This window comes from Microbacterium sp. bgisy189, assembly GCF_965345345.1.
GTDB lineage: Bacteria > Actinomycetota > Actinomycetes > Actinomycetales > Microbacteriaceae > Microbacterium.
Genome location: NZ_CBDRMZ010000005.1, coordinates 100729 through 117706, shown reverse-complemented (window position 1 = coordinate 117706; position 16978 = coordinate 100729). Strand labels below are relative to the sequence as shown.

Here is a 16978-nt window from a genome sequence, read left to right as displayed (position 1 = left end):
TACGTCCAGTCAGTCAAACGATTCCGGGGGGATCACATGGGAAACAGCAAGATCGCGGCACTGATCGCAGCCGCCGCGGCAACCGCACTGATGCTGAGCGGATGCTCGGTCATCGAGCAGGCACTCGGCGGCGACAACGCCGTGCGTGACGAGGACTCGAGCGAGATCACCGAGGGCGGCGACCTCGACGTCTTCACGCTCGCCGTCGGCGACTGCTTCGACGACGACTCGGCGGCCGGCACCGAGATCTCCGAGATTCCGGTCGTGCCCTGCTCCGAGCCGCACGACAACGAGGTGTATCACGAGTTCACGCTCGACGAGGGTGAGTACCCGGGTGGCGACGTCATCGAGACCGCCGCCGACGAGGGCTGCTTCGCCGAGTTCGAGAGCTTCGTCGGGATCGACTACGAGTCCTCCGTCTACGGCTACTCGTGGCTGACGCCCACCGAGAGCGGCTGGAACGAACTCGACGACCGCCTCGTGCAGTGCGTCGTGTACGAATACGGCGAGAAGCTCACCGGTTCGGTCGCCGGCACCGCACGGTGATCACCGTTGCGCCGGGACGCGTGTTCCGGCGCAACCGCTGCGGCGCCTCGCACAGCGGCAGGCGGCGATCGCAGGCGACGCAGCACCGACGACCGACCGTGAAAAGGCGAACGCATGACCGAGACCACCGCCACAGGATCCACCCGCACCGCGGCATCCGAACCCAACCCGTGGCGCGCACTGTGGGCGCTCGTCATCGGGTTCTTCATGCTGCTGGTCGACACCACGATCGTCTCGGTCGCCAACCCCGCCATCAAGGCGGCGCTCGACCCCGACACCAACGACCTCGACAACGTCGTGTGGGTCACGTCTGCCTACCTGCTCGCCTACGCCGTGCCGCTGCTGATCACCGGACGGCTCGGTGACCGGTTCGGCCCGAAGAACATCTACCTCATCGGGCTCGCCGTCTTCACGCTCGCCTCGCTCGGCTGCGGCCTGTCGCAAGACCTCGGCACGCTCATCGCGATGCGCGCTGTGCAGGGGCTGGGAGCCGCGATGATGACGCCCCAGACGATGGCCGTCATCACCCGCACCTTCCCGCGCAACCGTCGAGGCGCCGCCATGGGGCTGTGGGGCGCGACCTCGGGCGTCGCGATGCTCGTCGGCCCGCTCGCCGGGGGCGTCCTCGTCGACGGACTCGGCTGGGAATGGATCTTCTTCGTCAACATCCCCGTCGGCATCGTCGGATTCGTGCTCGCCTGGATGCTCGTGCCCGCATTGCCCACGCATCCGCACCGCTTCGACATCGTCGGGGTCGTGCTCAGCGCCGTCGCCATGTTCCTCGTCGTCTTCGGCCTGCAAGAGGCGGAGCACTACGACTGGGGTGTCATCTGGGGACCGATCTCCGTGCCGCTGCTGATCGGCGTCGGCGTCGCCGTGTTCGCGCTGTTCGTATGGCAGCAGATGCGCACCCGCAGCGAACCGCTCGTGCCGATGGCACTGTTCCGCGACCGCAACTACTCCGTCGCCACCATCGCGATCGCCGCCGTCGGGTTCACCGCGGCGAGCATGTCGCTGCCGCTCATGTTCTTCGCGCAGCTCGCACGCGGCCTCACCCCCACCGAAGCGGCGCTCATCATGGTGCCGACCGCGCTCGGCGCCGGCATCCTCGCCCCCTTCGCAGGCCGCCTGCTCGACCGCACCGACCCGCGCTTCCTGCTCGTGCCCGGCATGCTCATGGTGTCGGCGTCGCTCGTCTGGTACGCCGCGCTCATGAACATGGACACCCCGATCTGGGTGTTCCTGCTGCCGGCCGCCCTCATGGGCATCGGGCAGGCCGGCATGTGGGGGCCGCTCGCGACCACCGCGACCCGCAACCTCGACGTGCGCTGGGCCGGTGCCGGCTCCGGCGTCTACAACACGCTGCGCACCGTCGGCTCGGTGCTCGGCTCGGCCGCCATCGCCGCCGTCATGCAGGGGCGCCTCGAAGCGAACCTGCCCGGCATGGATGACGCCGGCTCCGCCGTCAGCGGCGGCACCCTGGCCGAACAGATCGCCGCGCCGTTCTCGACCGCGATGGCCCAAGCCACGCTGCTGCCCGCCGCCGTCGTGCTGATCGGTGTCGTCGCGGTGCTGTTCATGGAACGTCCAGCGGTGCTGAGCTCCCGCGAAGCCCGGGCGCCCGCGAGCCCACACACTTCCGCCGAACCCACCCAGTTTTCGCGCACAGGACGTGAGGGCTCGCGAAAAGTCTGAGGGTTCGCGGAAGGGCCGCGGCGCTGAGCCGTCAGTCCTCGGCGACGCGGGCGGCGATGTCGGTGCGGAAGTGCGAGCCCTCGAGGCCGATGAGACCGATCGCCTCGTAGGCGGCGGCGCGGGCGTCGGCGAACGAGTCGCCCAGCGCCACGACGTTCAGCACGCGGCCGCCGGTCGCAACCAGGCCACCGTCGCGCTCGAGCGTCGCGGCGTGCGCGAGGTGCACGCCCTCGACCTGCTCGGCGGCATCCAGCCCCGTGATCGCGCGGCCCGTGAGCGGCGCCTCGGGGTAGCCCTCGCTGGCCAGCACGACCGTGATCGCGGCGTCGTCGGTGAACACCGGCGCCGGTTCGTCCTCGAGCGTGCCGGCCGCAGCCGACAGCAGCAGACGCGACAGCGGGGATGCCAGCCGTGCCAGCACGACCTGCGTCTCAGGGTCGCCGAAGCGGGCGTTGAACTCGATGACCTTCACGCCCGTGTCGGTGAGGATGAGCCCCGCGTACAGCAGGCCGATGAAGGGGGTGCCCTCGGCATCCAGCTGACGGATGACGGGTTCGGCGACCGTGCGGGTGACCTCGTCGACGAAGGCCTGCTCGCTGCCGAAGTCGTCGGCGAGCCAGGGCAGCGGCGAGTACGCGCCCATGCCACCGGTGTTCGGACCGGCGTCGCCATCGAGGGCGCGCTTGAAGTCCTGCGCGGGGCTGAGCGCCCGCACGGTGTCACCGTCGGAGACGAAGAACAGTGAGACCTCGGGTCCGGCGAGGAATTCCTCGACGAGGACCGGGCCGGTGCCGAGGTACGCGTCGGCGTGGGCGAGGGCGGCGGCGCGGTCGTCGGTGACGATGACGCCCTTGCCCGCCGCCAGGCCGTCGGCCTTCACGACATGCGGGGCGCCGTACTCGTCGAGCGCAGCCTCGACCTCGGTGCGGCTGTGGGCGCGCACCGCGCGACCGGTGGGCACGCCCGCGGCATCCATGATCCGCTTCGCGAACGCCTTCGAACCCTCGAGCTGGGCGGCCGCCTTGCCGGGGCCGAACACCGGGATGCCGCGGGTGCGCAGCGCGTCGGCGACACCGGCGACCAGCGGCGCCTCGGGCCCGATGACGACCAGATCGATGCGCTGCGTGCCGGCGTATTCGGTGACGGCGGCGGGGTCGTTCGCGTCGAGGCCGGCGACGATGGTCGCATCGGCGCCGATTCCGGCGTTGCCGGGGGCTGCGAACACCTCGTGACCGGCGTTCTCCGCCTGCAGTGCGAGGACGATGGCGTGCTCGCGCGCGCCCGAACCGAGGACCAGGATTCTCACGACGCAAGCCTACCGACGACCCCGAGCGGCCACCGCCCCGTGACGAACTCCGCCCGTGCCCGCCACATCCCGCGCCGAACTCCTGAGTTTTCGACGCGAAGGGGCCCGGGGACCGGTCTCTTCGGCTGCAGGCGACAGAAACTGAGGAGTTGCGCACGGCGCGGGCGGCGTAGCGTGGACGCATGGCGCGCAGGATCGAGACGGGTGACGGCCGAGCGGCGCTGGATGCCGTGGCCGCCGGCACGGCGGGCCGACCCGATACGGCGACCGCTGTGCGGTACCTGTTGCAGCTGCTCGTCGAGAAGTCGCCGGGCAATTCGGTCGAAGTGCGGGTGCCGCCGTTCGGTGCGGTGCAGGTCGTCGAGGGCCCCCGGCACACGCGTGGCACGCCGCCGAACGTGGTCGAGCTCGATGCCGCCACGTGGATCGCCGTCGCCACCGGCGCCGAGTCATGGAACGATGCCGTCGCGGCCGGTCGCATCGCGGCATCCGGGGTGCGGGCCGACGTCTCGCACCTGCTGCCGCTGCGGCCGTGACACCCCACGCACGGTGAGAGAATGGATGCCATGAGCTCGCCCGACCAGCACGACGTGCCCCCGGCGCCGATCGAAGACGCGCAGGTTCGGCGCGTGCCCCGCTACGGCGTGTTCCTGGCGCTCGGTGCGGGCCTGGGCGTCGTGCTCGCGCTCGTGCTGACGTTCGTGTTCGACGGGACGGGCGAGAAGAGTCCGTTCACGAACCTGCAGTATTCGCAGGGGCAGGTGTTCGGATTCCTGCTGCTGTTCTGCATCCCGATCGGCATCGCGATCGGCGGTGCCGTGGCGCTCATCCTCGACCGCACGGTCGGCCGTCGCCGCCGCAGCGTGCGCATCAGCCACGAGCGCATCCGCACGCCCGACGACGAGTAGGCCTACGCCAGTTCGGCGATGACGGGGCCGATGGCCGCGTCGAAGGCGACGACGTCCCCGCGCAGCCCGTCGGTGACGGCGATCGTGAGCGCACCGATCCACCACACGCCGCGCTGCGTCAGCGGCAGCACCTGCACGTTCAGTTCGAAGGAGTGGGCTCGGCGTCCGACGGCGCGCTCGTGCTGGGCGATGGCGCTCGCGTACGCGCGATACGACGTTCCCGATCCGACTGCCGCGTGCGCCGTGTAGCGCTTGTGCGCATCGCGGGCGTAGGCGACCGCTTCGGCGCCGAAGGGGAGGATCGCGGCCTTCAGCTCGTCGTAGCCCTCGACGGGCAGCGCGACGAGCGTCTCGAAGCCGTCGACGAGGTCGAGGGGCACGGCCGACGGGTGGGCTTGCGGTTCGACCGAGATATCCCACAGCCCCAGCCATTGGCGTTCGAGCTCGTCCTGCTCGGCGCTGTCGCGCATGGATGCCGGGGGCAACCCGCGCAGGTGCGGCAGCTCTTCGGGTGCGCGGATGCCCAGCACCTGGCGCAGGAACAGCGCGACGATGACCGGCAGCCCGGCATCCTCACGCACGACCCACTCGGGTCCCCCTGACGCGGCCATGCCGCCATCCTAGGACGACACGCGCAGAAGGGGATCGGGTGGCAGGTGCTCGGCAGCCGTCATGGGGGCATCCGGGGGCGCGGCGGGCCGGTACGCTGGGGGTGTGGATTCGGACCCCCGCAACCCGTACACCGAAGCCGGCGTCGACACCGCAGCAGGCGACCTCGCTGTGGAGCTCATGAAGTCGGCCGTCCGCCGCACCCAGGGCCCTGAGGTCCTCGGCGGCGTCGGCGGCTTCGCCGGACTCTTCGACGCGAGCGCCCTGCTCGGCTACACCAAGCCGTTGCTGGCGACCTCGACCGACGGCGTCGGCACGAAGGTCGCGATCGCGCAGACGATCGACAAGCACGACACGATCGGCCGTGACCTGGTCGGCATGGTCGTCGACGACATCGTCGTGGTGGGCGCGAAGCCCCTGTTCATGACCGACTACATCGCGTGCGGCAAGGTTGTGCCCGAGCGCATCGCCGACATCGTCCGCGGCATCGCCGACGGCTGCGCCGAGACGGGCACCGCGCTCGTCGGCGGCGAGACGGCGGAGCACCCTGGCCTGCTGGGCGTCGACGACTACGACGTCGCGGGCGCTGCAACCGGCATCGTCGAAGCGGATGCCGTCCTCGGCGCCGACCGCGTCAGGCCCGGCGACGTCGTGCTGGCCCTGGCCTCCAGCGGTCCGCACTCGAACGGCTACTCGCTCATCCGTCACATCATCACCGGCGCGGGCATCGGCTACGGCGACCGGGCCGCCGACCTCGGCACGACGTGGGGCGAGGCGCTGCTCGAACCCACCCGCCTCTACACGCTGCCGCTGCTGCGCCTCGTCGAGGCTCTCGGCGACGGCGTGCACTCGCTCAGCCACGTCACCGGCGGTGGCATCGCGGCGAACCTCGCACGCGTGCTGCCGCAGGGCACCTGGGTCGACGTCGACCGCTCGACGTGGTCTCCTGCGCCCGTGTTCCGCACCCTCGCCGACATCGGCGGGCTGCAGCTCGAACAGACCGAGGGCACCTGGAACCTCGGCATCGGCTTCCTCGCCGTCGTCGCCGCCGACAAGGCGGCAGAAGCGGCATCCACCCTCACCGCAGAGGGCATCGCGACCTGGCAGGTCGGCGTCGTCGGAGACGGGGCACTGCCCGCCGGCGACTACGAGCAGGGCGCCAAGGGCGTCGACGGAGGCGCCGTGCGCCTGGTCGGCACCTATGCGGACTAGCACCACCCCCACCGGATAGGAACCCCCAGCAACCCATGTGCGGAATCGTCGGCGTCGTCGGCCAGGGCCCCGTCAACCAGGACGTCTATGACGCGCTCCTCCTGCTGCAGCACCGCGGGCAGGATTCCACCGGCATTGCCACAGCCGAAGCCAGCGGCACCTTCCACATCCACAAGGCCAAGGGGCAGGTGCGCGAAGCGTTCCGCACCCGCGACATGCGCGCCCTCATGGGCGAGATCGGCCTCGGGCACGTGCGCTACGCCACCCGGGGCGCCGCGTCGAGCGAAGAAGAGGCGCAGCCGTTCTACGTGAACGCGCCGTACGGCATCGTGCTCGTCCACAACGGCAACCTCACCAACACGCGCGAGCTCACCGAAGAGCTCTTCCGCAAGGATCGCCGTCATCTCAACACGACCTCCGACACCGAGCTGCTCGTCAACGTGCTCGCCAACGAACTGCAGGGCACGATCAACGGCGTCGACCTGAACCCCGACCAGGTGTTCCAGGCCGTCACCCGCGTGCACGAGCGCGTCGAGGGGTCATATGCCGCGATCGCGCTCATCGCCGGCTACGGGCTGCTCGCCTTCCGCGACCCGTTCGGTATCCGCCCGCTCATCCTCGGCACCCGCAAGGCGGAGAACGGCCGCTACGAGTGGACGGTGGCATCCGAGTCGCTCGTGCTCGAGAACGGCGGCTTCGAGGTCGTGCGCGACGTCGAACCCGGCGAGGCCGTGTACATCGACCTCAACGGCCACCTGCACACCAAGCAGTGCGCGACCAACCCGCAGCTCGTGCCGTGCTCGTTCGAATACGTGTACCTCGCGCGCCCCGACAGCGAGATGAACGGCATCTCGGTCTACGAGGCGCGCCTTCGCATGGGCGAGCGCCTCGCGGCGACGATCGCGAAGTACACGCCGAAGGGCTCGATCGACGTCGTCATGCCGATTCCCGACAGCTCGCGCCCCGCCGCGATGCAGGTGGCGCGCAAGCTCGGCATCGAATACCGCGAAGGCTTCTACAAGAACCGCTACGTCGGCCGCACGTTCATCATGCCGGGGCAGGCGGTGCGCAAGAAGAGCGTGCGCCAGAAGCTCAACGCCATGTCGAGCGAGTTCAAGGGCAAGAACGTGCTGCTGATCGACGACTCGATCGTGCGCGGCACGACGAGCAAAGAGATCATCCAGATGGCGCGGGATGCCGGTGCCACCAGCGTCACCTTCGCATCTGCTGCGCCGCCCGTGCGCTACCCGCACGTGTACGGCATCAACATGCCGTCGCGGCACGAACTCGTCGCCCACGGCCGCACGATCCCCGAGATCGCAGAAGAGCTCGGCGCCGACTACATGGTCTACCAAGAGATCGACGACCTGAAGGCGGCGATCCTCGAGGGCTCGCCCGACGTCGAAGACCTCGACATGAGCTGCTTCGACGGACGCTACATCACCGGCACGGTCTCGGAGGAGTACCTGGCCTGGCTCGAAGGCTCGCAGGAGTCGTGACCGGCGAGACGGGCGCTGCTGTCGCCCGTCCGTTGTGGCAGGGGCGGATGCTGGCGCTGCTCGTGGCGTTCTCGTTGCGGTCGGCCGTCGCCGCGCTGTCGCCGCTGCTCGCGCTGGGCGCCGTGCTGCTTATCGCGATCCCGGCAGGAGTCATCGTGGCGCGTCCGACGACGATCGAGGACGACTGGGAGCAGCGCCACGGTCGGTGGAGCTGAGCGTTACGCCTTCTCGAACGACGACGTGGAAGACGTCTCGTCTTCGTCGTCGTCGTACTCGTCGGCCCACTTGTCGACGTACTGTTCGTCGTCGGGGTGACCAAGTTCCTTTTCGAGCGCGCCGAAGTTCACGTTGTACGTGTCGTACTTGAGTTCGCGAGCAATCTTGGTGTGCTTGGCTTTCTGACGGCCACGCCCCATGCGAGACCCCCTCATTTCTGAGTCACGGGCCAATTTCGCTGAGCCCGGAGAATCCACATCCGGTTTGAGAACCGGGAAGAGTAGCATTCAGGATAACACGGTGCCCTCACCGTCAGCGCGGACCGGCGCCAGTCGCGGGGGCGAGAAGGGACTGACCGACATGGCCGATGACCCACTCACCAAGGCCGCTCCGGTTGAACCGGTGCCGCAGCAGGCAGTAATCGTGGGGGTGATCCCCGACCAGTCGCCGCGCGTGCTGAAAGAAGCGGCGCGGTACGCGAAGCTCTTCGGTGCGCCGCTCATCGTCGCGCACGTCGACGTCACCCGTTTCGTCACGTACGAAGACCCCGACGGGTACGTGCACTCGGCGCCCATCGATCTCGACATCGCGGCCGGCGAATCGCAGCTGGCCGAGGTGCGGGCCGCCGCCGAAGAGGTGCTGGGCGCCTCGGGGCTGGACTGGTCGGTGCGTCAGCTCGTGGGCGACCCGGCGATGGCCATGAAGCATCTTGCCGACAAGGCCGACGCCCGACTGATCGTCGTCGGCACCCGCAAGCGCGGGCTGGGGGAGTCGATCCGCGAGTTCTTCACGGGTTCGGTCGCCGCGCGCCTCGCGCACCGGCAGGCCCGGCCGCTGCTGGTCGTGCCGCTGGGCGAGCCCGCCGCCGACGACGAGGACCTCTGGCCCGAGGCCTGAGCGCCGTTTCGTCCGCGAGGCCGTGTCGACGCCGAACCCACACACATTGCGCGAGCCCTCACGCTTTGGTCGCACAAAACGTGGGGGCTCGCACAAATCGTGTGGGTTCGCGGAAGCCGTGAACGGCGTCAGCCGCGCAGCGCGCGGGTGACGGCGCGTTGGGCGGCGTCCAGCGCCGACGTCAGCTCGTCGATGACGGATGCCGACAGGCTTCCGCCCCGGGCGACGTGCGAGCGCAGGTCGGCGCGCACTTCACCGCGGAACGCCGTGAGGGCGGCATCCGCACGGCGCAGTTGCTCGCGGGACAGTCCGCGCGGGTCGTCGCCGTCTGACCCGTCGTCGCGCGCCGTCGTGCGTGGGGCGTCGCGCTCTGCCTGCGCGGCGGCGGCGAGGTCTGCCTGCAGACTGCGCATCGCTTCGCGCACGCTGCCGCGCACGCCGTCGGCGATGAGCCGAACGCTGTCGGCAAGGCCCGCTTCGATGCCCTCGAGGTCGCCGGATCGCGAGGCGACCTCGGCGCGGCCGGCGTCGGTGATCTCGTACACCGTCTTGCGACCGTCGGTCGTCTTGGTGACCAGGCCCTCTTCTTCGAGCTTCGCCAGGCGCGGGTAGATCGTGCCGGCGCTGGGGGTGTAGGTGCCGCCGGTGCGATCCGACAGCGCCTGCATGAGGTCGTACCCGTGGCGGGGCGACTCGTCGAGCAGGTTCAGCAGGTACAGGCGAAGGTCGCCGTGCGAGAAGACGGGTGCCATCCTCACCACTCCTCGGGGGCCGGGGCGTCGCCCTCGTCGCCGGCGGCCGGTGCCGCATCGGTGCGGCGCAGCACGGTGATGTCGCCCGAGACCGAATTGGCGCGCACGTCGACGAAGGTGCCGCTGAGCTCACCGCGAGAGCCCGTGTAGTTGGTGGTCGGTCCGGTGCCGCGACCCGAGTGCTTCTCGCCGTCGACGATCACGCGGCCCGAGACGCTGCGGACGACGTAGTTGGCGGGGAGTGTCTCGTCGATGCGCAGGGTCGCAGCGCCGCTGACGGTGTTGGTGCTGACCGATTGGATGCCGCCGGTCGAGTCGATCAGCACGGCACCCGACACGGTGTCGACCGAGGCCTTGCGCAGTGCACCGGTGGCTGCGATGTCGCCCGAGACCGAGTTGGCGCTGAGTGCGCCCTCGAGTGCGCGGATCTGCACGTCGCCGGAGACGGCGTTGACCGACAGGTCGCCGGTGAGTCCGTCGACGATGAGGTCGCCCGAGACCGTGCTCAGCTTGGCGCCGCGGGTCAGGCCCGACACCAGTGCACTGGCACTGACGACGCCGAGGTTCAGGTCGGTGCCGCGGGGCACCGCGACGCTGATCTCTGCCTGGGGTCCGCCGGCGCCGAAGTTGCGGAACACTTCGAGGAAGTTGTCCCACCGCAGTTGGGCGTGGTCGATTTCGATCTGGTCGCCGGTGGCTTCGATGCGCAGGTCTTTGACGCTGACGCTGTGGACTTCGATGCGGATGCCGGGTTCGTCGTGGGCGACGACGTCGATCTGGCCGCCGACGAGGCCGACCTTGAGCTTGCGGATGTCGTCGACGTCGATCACTCGGGTCTCGCCCGGGTGGATGAGCCACTTCTCGAGGGTCATGAGTTCTCCTGGGTGTGTGGGCGATCAAGATATATCGCGTTTGGTGAGGATAACACGATATATCTCGAGATTGTCAAGCACCCAGTCGTTGAGCGAGCGAAGCGAGACGAAACGCGCGCTTGACCTTGACGCAACGTCAACCTCTAGCGTGGTGGGCATGACACAGGAATGGTCCATTCAGCAGATCGCGAAGCTGGCCGGGACGACGAGCCGGACCCTCCGGCACTACGACGACCTCGGCCTGCTGCCGCCGTCGAGCATCGGTGCCAACGGCTACCGGTTCTACGACCAGGCGGCACTCGTGCGCCTGCAGCGCGTACTGCTGCTGCGCGAACTCGGGCTCGGCCTGCCGCAGATCGGCGAGATCCTCGACCGCGACACCGACGAGGTCCACGCGCTCACCGCGCACCTCGCGTGGCTGCGGGACGAGCAGGATCGCCTCGCGCGGCAGATCGCATCGGTGGAAACGACCATCACGGCTTTGAAAGGAGGTGAACGACTCATGGCAGCAGACATGTTCGACGGCTTCGACCACACCGCGTACAAAGACGAGGTGACCGAGCGCTGGGGCGCGAAGGCATACGCCGACAGCGACGCCTGGTGGCGCGGCATGAGCGCCGACGACAAGTCGGCGTGGCAGCAGCGCACGGCGCAGCTCGGTGCCGACTGGCAGGATGCCGCAGCCCGCGGCATCAGTCCCGATTCCGACGAGGCGCAGGCGCTCGCCGAGCGCCACGTCGCGTGGCTCACCGGCATCCCCGGTACCCCTGCGGCCGCGCCCGGCGGCGACGTGAAGGGCTACGTCACGGGACTCGGCGAGATGTATGTCGCAGACCCGCGCTTCGCGGCGAACTACGGCGGCATCGAGGGGGCGACCCTCGTGCGCGATGCCCTGCGCAGCTACGCCGACGCTCGTCTCTGATCGTGACGACGGCATGACGATGCCCCCGCCTCATCGGCGGGGGCATCGTTCGTTGTGACGGCGGAGGGCCTAGCGGCTGCCCCCGCGAACGACTCGCAGGAGGAAGGCGATCAACGCGATGACAGCGACGATCAGCGCCACCCACAGCAGCCAGTTCAGCGCGGTGTTGAGCCCGCCGACGATGGCGAGCACGATCGCGACGACGATGATGATGATGAGTGCAAGGTTCATGCGGCTCTCCGTTCTCGAACGTTCCATCCCGCGGGTCGCGGGAGGTCGTTGCATCGGCAGGCTAGCAAGATCCGACACTCCAACGGCAACCCCTTGACGCGGGTCTGCCGCAGATGCTAATTCGGATGCCAGAAGCGGCATATGCCACGAGGGCGGGCAGGGGAGGGTGCATGGTGGCGTTGAAACGGGTGCATCCGGGTGAAGACCTCGGGTTTCGTCGGTGGCGCGCCGGCAGCGGGTTCCGGTACGTCGACCCGGACGGCGCGAGCGTGCCAGACGAGGTCGCCGAACGCATCAGGGCGCTCGTGATCCCGCCTGCCTGGACAGACGTGTGGATCTGTGCCGACGAGAGCGGACACATCCAAGCGACCGGCGTCGACGAAGCCGGTCGCACGCAGTACCTCTACCACCCCGACTGGGCGCGACGCCGCGATCGCGGCAAGTTCGCCCGCGCGCTGCGACTGGCCGCGGCGCTGCCCGCAGCCCGCGCACGCGTGACGACCTCGCTGCGTCGCGACGGACTCGACCGTGAGCGGGTGCTCGCGGCGGCGTTCCGCATGCTCGACACCGTCGCACCCCGCGTCGGCTCGGAGCGCTACTTCGCGCGGCACGGCAGTCGGGGCCTGGCGACCCTGCTGCGAAGGGATGCCGCGGTCGACGGCAACACGGTGACCTTCCGCTTTCCCGGCAAGAGCGGCGCCGCGCAAGCGCTCAGCGTGGTCGATGTCGACCTGGCCGCGATCGTCGCCGAACTCGCCGTCGGTCGCGGACGCTCGCCCCTGTTGGCGTATCGCACGGGCAGACGGCGGGTGGCCCTCAGCACCCGCGAGATCAACGACTACGTCCGCTCGGTCACCGGCGGCCGGTTCACGGCCAAGGACTTCCGCACGTTGCGCGGCACGATCCTCGCTGCGGAGGCGCTCGCCCAGATCGGCCCGCAGGAGGATCCGGCCGATCGCACGCGGGCGATCGTCCTCGCCGTCAAGGCGACGGCTGCCGGGCTCGGCAACACGCCCACCGTCGCGCGCGGTTCGTACATCGACCCGCGCGTGCTGCGCCGCTACCGCGACGGCGAGGTGCTCGACACCTCGATCTCGGCGGAATCGGCGATCCGTGACCTGCTCGGCGCCTGATCGGGCCCTACCGTGAGCGTGTGGCATCCGCACGGTGGTTCACCCCGATCGGACTGCTGGCGGCGATGGCCGGCGGCGCGATCGGCGTCTCGGCGCGCGCCGCATTGACACTGCCGTTCTCCGCCGGTGCGCACCCCCTCGTGGTGCCGGCCATCACCCTCGTCGTCAACATCGTCGGATCGCTGCTGCTCGGGGTGGTCGTCGGGCTGCTCGGCGACCGGCATCCGGTGCTTCGAACGTTCGTCGGTACGGGCGTGCTCGGCGGATTCACGACCTACAGCGCGTTCGCGGTACACGTCGTGCAGACCTCGACCGCCGCGCCGCTGGTCGGGCTTGCCCTCATGGCCGTCTCGCTGTTCGGTGGGCTCGTCGCCGCAGGATTCGGACTCGCGCTCGGGCGGCGCGCCGCGGGGCGGCGGGCGCATCCCGGCCCCGCCGGGGTCGAACCGCTGGAGGCTGCCGAATGAACGGACTCGAACTGGTGGCGCTCATCGGCGGTGGGGCACTGGGCGCGGGTGCACGCTACGTGATCGACGGACTGCTGATGCGCGGCCGGCGCGAGGCCTTTCCCGTCGGCATCGTCGTCGTCAACGTGACCGGCTCGTTCCTGCTCGGACTGCTGACCGGCATGGGTGCGGTCGTGGGGGCGGTGTGGCTCGCGATCCTCGGCATCGGGCTGCTCGGCGGCTTCACGACGTTCAGCACCGTGTCGGTCGAGACGGTGCTGTTGGCACAGCGCGGCCGGCGCGACTGGGCGTGGGTCAACCTGCTCGGCACGCTCGCCGTCGCCGTCGTGGCCGCCGGTATCGGCATCATGCTCGGCGGTCTGCTGCCGCGCTGACCGGTCATCACGCCGTGCGAGAATGGCCCGGATACATCCGTGTATCGAGCCGTCCCGCACCGCATCGCAGTCCGCAGCAGCAAAGGTCTCCCGTGTCGAACCTCGCCGTTCTGAGCCTCAAGAACCGTGCCCTCATCGCCCTCGTCACGATCGTCGCCGCGATCTTCGGCGGGCTCGCGCTGAACAGCCTCAAGCAAGAGCTCATCCCCTCGATCGAGTTCCCGCAGCTGTCGGTGCTGACCACCTACCCCGGCGCCTCCCCTGACGTCGTCAACAACGACGTCTCGACACCGATCGAGACGGCGATCCAGGGCATCCCGGGCCTCGAATCCACGATCGCGACGAGCACCACGAACGCATCGATCATCCAGGTCTCGTTCACCTACGGCACTGACCTCGCGACGGCGGAGCAGAAGATCCTGCAGGCGATCAACCGCATTGAGTCTCAGCTGCCCGACAGCGTCGAGCCGAACGTCGTGTCGTTCTCGATCGACGACCTGCCCGTCATCGCCCTCGCCGTCACCGGCTACGACGACGAGCGCACGATCCAGTCGCAGCTCGAGGCGAGCGTGCTGCCCGACATCGAAGACCTCGACGGCGTCGCCGCGACCCAGATCATCGGCGGCCAGGGCGAACGCGTCACGATCGTGCCCGACCAGGCGGCGCTCGCCGCTGCCGGTTTCACCCAGACCGCGATCACCGACGCCCTCGACCAGAACGGCGTCCTGTTCCCCGGCGGCTCGGTCACCGAGGGCGACCAGACCCTCACCGTGCAGACCGGCGCGAAGCTCAGCTCGGCTGACGAGATCGCCGCGCTGCCGCTCGTGCCGGGCTCTGCCGAGCAGCTGACGGCAGACCTCGTGACGATCGGCGACGTGGCCGACGTCTCCATCGAGCAGGACCCCGTGGCATCCATCTCACGGGTCAACGGCGAGCCGGCACTGACGATCTCGATCACGAAGCTTCCCGCGGCGAACACCGTCGACGTGTCGCGCCTCGTGACCGCCGCGATCCCCGACCTGCAAGACGCCGTCGGCGACGACGTCGAGTTCACGGTCGTGTTTGACCAGGCCCCCTACATCGAGCAGTCCATCGAGGCGCTCGCGCAGGAGGGGCTGCTCGGCCTCGTCTTCGCCGTGCTCGTCATCCTCGTCTTCCTGCTGTCGGTGCGCTCGACGCTCGTCACCGCGATCTCCATCCCGACGAGCGTGCTCATCACCTTCGTCGGCATCCAGGCGTTCGGCTACTCCCTGAACATCCTCACCCTCGGCGCGCTCACGATCGCGATCGGCCGCGTCGTCGACGACTCGATCGTCGTGATCGAGAACATCAAGCGCCACTACGTCGGCGACGCCGACAAGGCGCAGTCGATCCTCCTCGCGGTGCGCGAAGTGGCCGCGGCGATCACGGCATCCACCATCACCACCGTCGCCGTCTTCTTGCCGATCGCGTTCGTCGGCGATGTGACCGGCGAGTTGTTCCGGCCCTTCGCGCTCACCGTCACGATCGCGATGACCGCCTCGCTGTTCGTGGCGCTCACGATCGTGCCGGTGCTCGCGTACTGGTTCTTGCGACCGGGCAAGCCGCTGCGGGGCGCCGACGGCAACGCGATCGACCCCGAGCACCCCGACGCCCCGCCGTCGCGCCTGCAGAAGGCGTACCTGCCGGTGCTGTCGTGGACCCTCAAACACTCCTGGATCACGCTCGGCCTGGCGGTGCTCGTGCTCGCCGGCACCGTCGCGCTCGCGCCTTTCATGAAGACGAACTTCCTCGGCGATTCGGGGCAGAACACCTTCACCGTGACGCAAGAAGTCGGGCAGGCCGCCAGCCTGGATGCCGAAGACGCGGCCGCCGCGATCGTGGAGGACGCGATCCTCGGCGTCGACGGCATCGAGACCGTGCAGACCTCGGTCGGCTCGAGCGGCTCGGCGATCGCCGACGCGTTCTCGGGCGGCGGCGCCGGCATCACCTACTCGATCACGACCGACTCCGACGCCGACCAGGTCGAGGTGCGCGAAGCCGTGCAGGAGGCGGTCGCCGACCTCGAAGACGTCGGCACGGTCACGGTCTCGGCGGGACAGGGCGGCTTCGGGTCGAGCGACATCGAGGTCGAGGTCTCAGCGCCCGACCGCGACACCCTGCAAGAGGCGACGGATGCCGTCGTCGCAGCCCTCGAAGACCCCGACGGCATCGGTCAGGTCACCAGCAACCTCGCCGCCTCACTGCCCTACGTCGCGGTGAGCGTCGACCGCGAGGCCGCCGCTGAACGCGGGCTGTCGGAGGTCGCCGTCGGCGGACTCGTCGCCAACACGATGCAGCCCCGCCAGGTCGGGTCGGTCGAGATCGACGGCACTGCGGTGACCGTCTACCTGCAGGCCGACGACATCCCGGCGACGATCGACGAGCTGCGCGACCTGCAGATCGCCTCTGCCGCCGGCCTCATCCGCCTCGACGAGGTCGCCGACGTCGAAGAGAGCCAGGGCCCCACCTCGATCACGACGCAGCGCGGACAGCGCACCGCGACTGTCACCGTGACACCGTCGACCGACGACCTCAACGCCGCATCGGCATCGGTCACCGAGGCCCTCGGCGACGTCGACCTGCCGACCGGTGCGGATGCCGAGATCGGCGGCGTGCTCTCGCAGCAGCAGGACGCGTTCGGGCAGCTCGGCCTCGCGATGCTCGCTGCGATCCTCATCGTCTACATCGTGATGGTCGCGACCTTCAAGTCGCTGCGCCAGCCCCTGCTGCTGCTCATCTCGGTGCCGTTCGCGGCGACCGGCGCCATCCTGCTGCAGATCGTCACCGGCGTTCCGCTGGGCGTCGCGTCGCTCATCGGCGTGCTCATGCTCATCGGCATCGTCGTCACCAACGCCATCGTGCTCGTCGACCTCGTCAACCAGTACCGCGAGAAGGGCCTGTCGGCGCACGATGCGACGATCGCCGGTGGCGCGAGACGTCTGCGGCCGATCCTCATGACGGCACTCGCGACGATCTTCGCGCTCACGCCGATGGCGCTCGGCATCACCGGCCACGGTGGGTTCATCTCGCAGCCGCTCGCGATCGTCGTGATCGGTGGACTCATCTCGTCGACCGTGCTGACGCTGCTCGTGCTGCCGACGCTCTACAACCTCGTCGAGGGCGCCAAGGAACGTCGCGTCGCCCGCCGCGGTGCACGCCCGGCATCCACCGCGCCCGTCGAGGCCGCCGACGACCACCCGCTCACCCGCCGCGAGCTGCGCGAGCACGCCGACTGACACGGCGACCCGTCACCGTCGCAGGAGAAATCACCGACGCAGGACGATCCCGGCCGGATCATCCTGCTTGCGGGAGTTCTCC

At 69.5% G+C, this 16978-nt stretch carries 19 protein-coding genes; 13 read left to right on the top strand and 6 right to left on the bottom strand.

Annotated features, from left to right (window positions below; genetic code table 11):
* Positions 1-36 precede the first annotated feature (36 nt).
* On the top strand, positions 37-546 hold the full coding sequence (locus ACSF8R_RS08605; RefSeq protein WP_434811455.1) for a septum formation family protein: 510 nt from the start codon (positions 37-39) through the stop codon (positions 544-546).
* Positions 547-660: 114 nt separating this feature from the next.
* Positions 661-2241 (top strand): DHA2 family efflux MFS transporter permease subunit, encoded by a 1581-nt coding sequence (locus tag ACSF8R_RS08600; protein ID WP_434811454.1) that lies wholly within the window; start codon positions 661-663, stop codon positions 2239-2241.
* 31 nt (positions 2242-2272) lie between these two features.
* Here ACSF8R_RS08600 and purD read toward each other — a convergent pair whose 3' ends face one another.
* A complete protein-coding gene (gene purD / locus ACSF8R_RS08595; protein ID WP_434811453.1) occupies positions 2273-3547 on the bottom strand; it encodes a phosphoribosylamine--glycine ligase in 1275 nt (424 codons plus the stop codon).
* 182 nt (positions 3548-3729) lie between these two features.
* Between purD and ACSF8R_RS08590 the strand changes: the two genes are divergently transcribed.
* The gene (locus tag ACSF8R_RS08590; RefSeq protein ID WP_434811452.1) at positions 3730-4083 is read left to right on the top strand and encodes a sterol carrier family protein; all 354 of its coding nucleotides are present in this window, start codon (positions 3730-3732) and stop codon (positions 4081-4083) included.
* A gap of 30 nt (positions 4084-4113) precedes the next feature.
* Entirely contained in the window at positions 4114-4455 is a 342-nt protein-coding gene (locus ACSF8R_RS08585; RefSeq protein WP_434811451.1) for a potassium transporter Trk, read from the top strand.
* A 2-nt stretch (positions 4456-4457) separates the two neighbouring features.
* On the opposite strand, the gene ACSF8R_RS08580 is transcribed toward ACSF8R_RS08585, so the two are convergent.
* Positions 4458-5066 carry a zinc-binding alcohol dehydrogenase gene (locus tag ACSF8R_RS08580; protein WP_434811450.1) on the bottom strand — a complete coding sequence of 203 codons (609 nt, stop codon included), beginning with the start codon at positions 5064-5066 and terminating at the stop codon, positions 4458-4460.
* A 61-nt stretch (positions 5067-5127) separates the two neighbouring features.
* On the opposite strand from ACSF8R_RS08580, the gene purM reads away from it, so the two are divergent.
* Genes purM through ACSF8R_RS08565 form a run of 3 tightly spaced genes read left to right on the top strand, consistent with a single transcriptional unit; the run spans position 5128 to position 7990 of the window.
* Entirely contained in the window at positions 5128-6276 is a 1149-nt protein-coding gene (gene purM, locus ACSF8R_RS08575) for a phosphoribosylformylglycinamidine cyclo-ligase (RefSeq protein WP_434811449.1), read from the top strand.
* Between the two features lie 35 nt (positions 6277-6311).
* Positions 6312-7775, top strand: a complete 1464-nt coding sequence (purF, locus tag ACSF8R_RS08570; protein ID WP_434811448.1) for an amidophosphoribosyltransferase — start codon at positions 6312-6314, stop codon at positions 7773-7775.
* A complete protein-coding gene (locus tag ACSF8R_RS08565) occupies positions 7772-7990 on the top strand; it encodes a hypothetical protein (RefSeq protein ID WP_434811447.1) in 219 nt (72 codons plus the stop codon). Before purF ends, ACSF8R_RS08565 begins: the two co-directional genes overlap by 4 nt.
* 3 nt (positions 7991-7993) lie before the next feature.
* On the opposite strand, the gene ACSF8R_RS08560 is transcribed toward ACSF8R_RS08565, so the two are convergent.
* Positions 7994-8191, bottom strand: a complete 198-nt coding sequence (locus ACSF8R_RS08560; RefSeq protein WP_434811446.1) for a DUF3073 family protein — start codon at positions 8189-8191, stop codon at positions 7994-7996.
* Between the two features lie 160 nt (positions 8192-8351).
* On the opposite strand from ACSF8R_RS08560, the gene ACSF8R_RS08555 reads away from it, so the two are divergent.
* A complete protein-coding gene (locus ACSF8R_RS08555; RefSeq protein ID WP_434811531.1) occupies positions 8352-8888 on the top strand; it encodes a universal stress protein in 537 nt (178 codons plus the stop codon).
* A 128-nt stretch (positions 8889-9016) separates the two neighbouring features.
* Here ACSF8R_RS08555 and ACSF8R_RS08550 read toward each other — a convergent pair whose 3' ends face one another.
* Positions 9017-9640, bottom strand: coding sequence for a PadR family transcriptional regulator (locus ACSF8R_RS08550; RefSeq protein WP_434811445.1), 624 nt, complete (start codon positions 9638-9640; stop codon positions 9017-9019).
* Positions 9641-9642: 2 nt separating this feature from the next.
* Positions 9643-10512 carry a DUF4097 family beta strand repeat-containing protein gene (locus ACSF8R_RS08545; RefSeq protein ID WP_434811444.1) on the bottom strand — a complete coding sequence of 290 codons (870 nt, stop codon included), beginning with the start codon at positions 10510-10512 and terminating at the stop codon, positions 9643-9645.
* A 157-nt stretch (positions 10513-10669) separates the two neighbouring features.
* Here ACSF8R_RS08545 and ACSF8R_RS08540 point away from each other — a divergent pair, with 157 nt between their 5' ends.
* Positions 10670-11434 carry a MerR family transcriptional regulator gene (locus ACSF8R_RS08540; protein ID WP_434811443.1) on the top strand — a complete coding sequence of 255 codons (765 nt, stop codon included), beginning with the start codon at positions 10670-10672 and terminating at the stop codon, positions 11432-11434.
* 69 nt (positions 11435-11503) lie between these two features.
* On the opposite strand, the gene ACSF8R_RS08535 is transcribed toward ACSF8R_RS08540, so the two are convergent.
* A complete protein-coding gene (locus ACSF8R_RS08535) occupies positions 11504-11665 on the bottom strand; it encodes a hypothetical protein (protein ID WP_434811442.1) in 162 nt (53 codons plus the stop codon).
* 170 nt (positions 11666-11835) lie between these two features.
* Between ACSF8R_RS08535 and ACSF8R_RS08530 the strand changes: the two genes are divergently transcribed.
* From ACSF8R_RS08530 to ACSF8R_RS08515, 4 genes are all read left to right on the top strand, one after another.
* Complete coding sequence (locus tag ACSF8R_RS08530; protein WP_434811441.1) at positions 11836-12798, top strand: DNA topoisomerase IB; 963 nt, start codon at positions 11836-11838, stop codon at positions 12796-12798.
* Positions 12799-12818: 20 nt separating this feature from the next.
* Complete coding sequence (locus ACSF8R_RS08525; RefSeq protein WP_434811440.1) at positions 12819-13265, top strand: fluoride efflux transporter FluC; 447 nt, start codon at positions 12819-12821, stop codon at positions 13263-13265.
* Positions 13262-13639, top strand: coding sequence for a fluoride efflux transporter FluC (locus ACSF8R_RS08520; protein ID WP_434811439.1), 378 nt, complete (start codon positions 13262-13264; stop codon positions 13637-13639). Before ACSF8R_RS08525 ends, ACSF8R_RS08520 begins: the two co-directional genes overlap by 4 nt.
* Before the next feature lie 92 nt (positions 13640-13731).
* Positions 13732-16896, top strand: a complete 3165-nt coding sequence (locus tag ACSF8R_RS08515) for an efflux RND transporter permease subunit (RefSeq protein ID WP_434811438.1) — start codon at positions 13732-13734, stop codon at positions 16894-16896.
* Positions 16897-16978 lie beyond the last annotated feature (82 nt).

Excerpts from the sequence above, each read along its gene's own strand:
- ACSF8R_RS08560 (WP_434811446.1), bottom strand. The coding sequence starts at position 8,191 with ATGGGGCGTGGCCGTCAGAAAGCCAAGCACACCAAGATTGCTCGCGAA.
- purM (WP_434811449.1), top strand. The coding sequence starts at position 5,128 with ATGGGGGCATCCGGGGGCGCGGCGGGCCGGTACGCTGGGGGTGTGGAT.
- ACSF8R_RS08600 (WP_434811454.1), top strand. The coding sequence starts at position 661 with ATGACCGAGACCACCGCCACAGGATCCACCCGCACCGCGGCATCCGAA.
- ACSF8R_RS08540 (WP_434811443.1), top strand. The coding sequence starts at position 10,670 with ATGACACAGGAATGGTCCATTCAGCAGATCGCGAAGCTGGCCGGGACG.
- ACSF8R_RS08555 (WP_434811531.1), top strand. The coding sequence starts at position 8,352 with ATGGCCGATGACCCACTCACCAAGGCCGCTCCGGTTGAACCGGTGCCG.
- ACSF8R_RS08605 (WP_434811455.1), top strand. The coding sequence starts at position 37 with ATGGGAAACAGCAAGATCGCGGCACTGATCGCAGCCGCCGCGGCAACC.
- ACSF8R_RS08590 (WP_434811452.1), top strand. The coding sequence starts at position 3,730 with ATGGCGCGCAGGATCGAGACGGGTGACGGCCGAGCGGCGCTGGATGCC.
- ACSF8R_RS08580 (WP_434811450.1), bottom strand. The coding sequence starts at position 5,066 with ATGGCCGCGTCAGGGGGACCCGAGTGGGTCGTGCGTGAGGATGCCGGG.
- ACSF8R_RS08520 (WP_434811439.1), top strand. The coding sequence starts at position 13,262 with ATGAACGGACTCGAACTGGTGGCGCTCATCGGCGGTGGGGCACTGGGC.
- ACSF8R_RS08545 (WP_434811444.1), bottom strand. The coding sequence starts at position 10,512 with ATGACCCTCGAGAAGTGGCTCATCCACCCGGGCGAGACCCGAGTGATC.
- ACSF8R_RS08550 (WP_434811445.1), bottom strand. The coding sequence starts at position 9,640 with ATGGCACCCGTCTTCTCGCACGGCGACCTTCGCCTGTACCTGCTGAAC.
- purF (WP_434811448.1), top strand. The coding sequence starts at position 6,312 with ATGTGCGGAATCGTCGGCGTCGTCGGCCAGGGCCCCGTCAACCAGGAC.
- ACSF8R_RS08535 (WP_434811442.1), bottom strand. The coding sequence starts at position 11,665 with ATGAACCTTGCACTCATCATCATCATCGTCGTCGCGATCGTGCTCGCC.
- ACSF8R_RS08530 (WP_434811441.1), top strand. The coding sequence starts at position 11,836 with ATGGTGGCGTTGAAACGGGTGCATCCGGGTGAAGACCTCGGGTTTCGT.
- ACSF8R_RS08585 (WP_434811451.1), top strand. The coding sequence starts at position 4,114 with ATGAGCTCGCCCGACCAGCACGACGTGCCCCCGGCGCCGATCGAAGAC.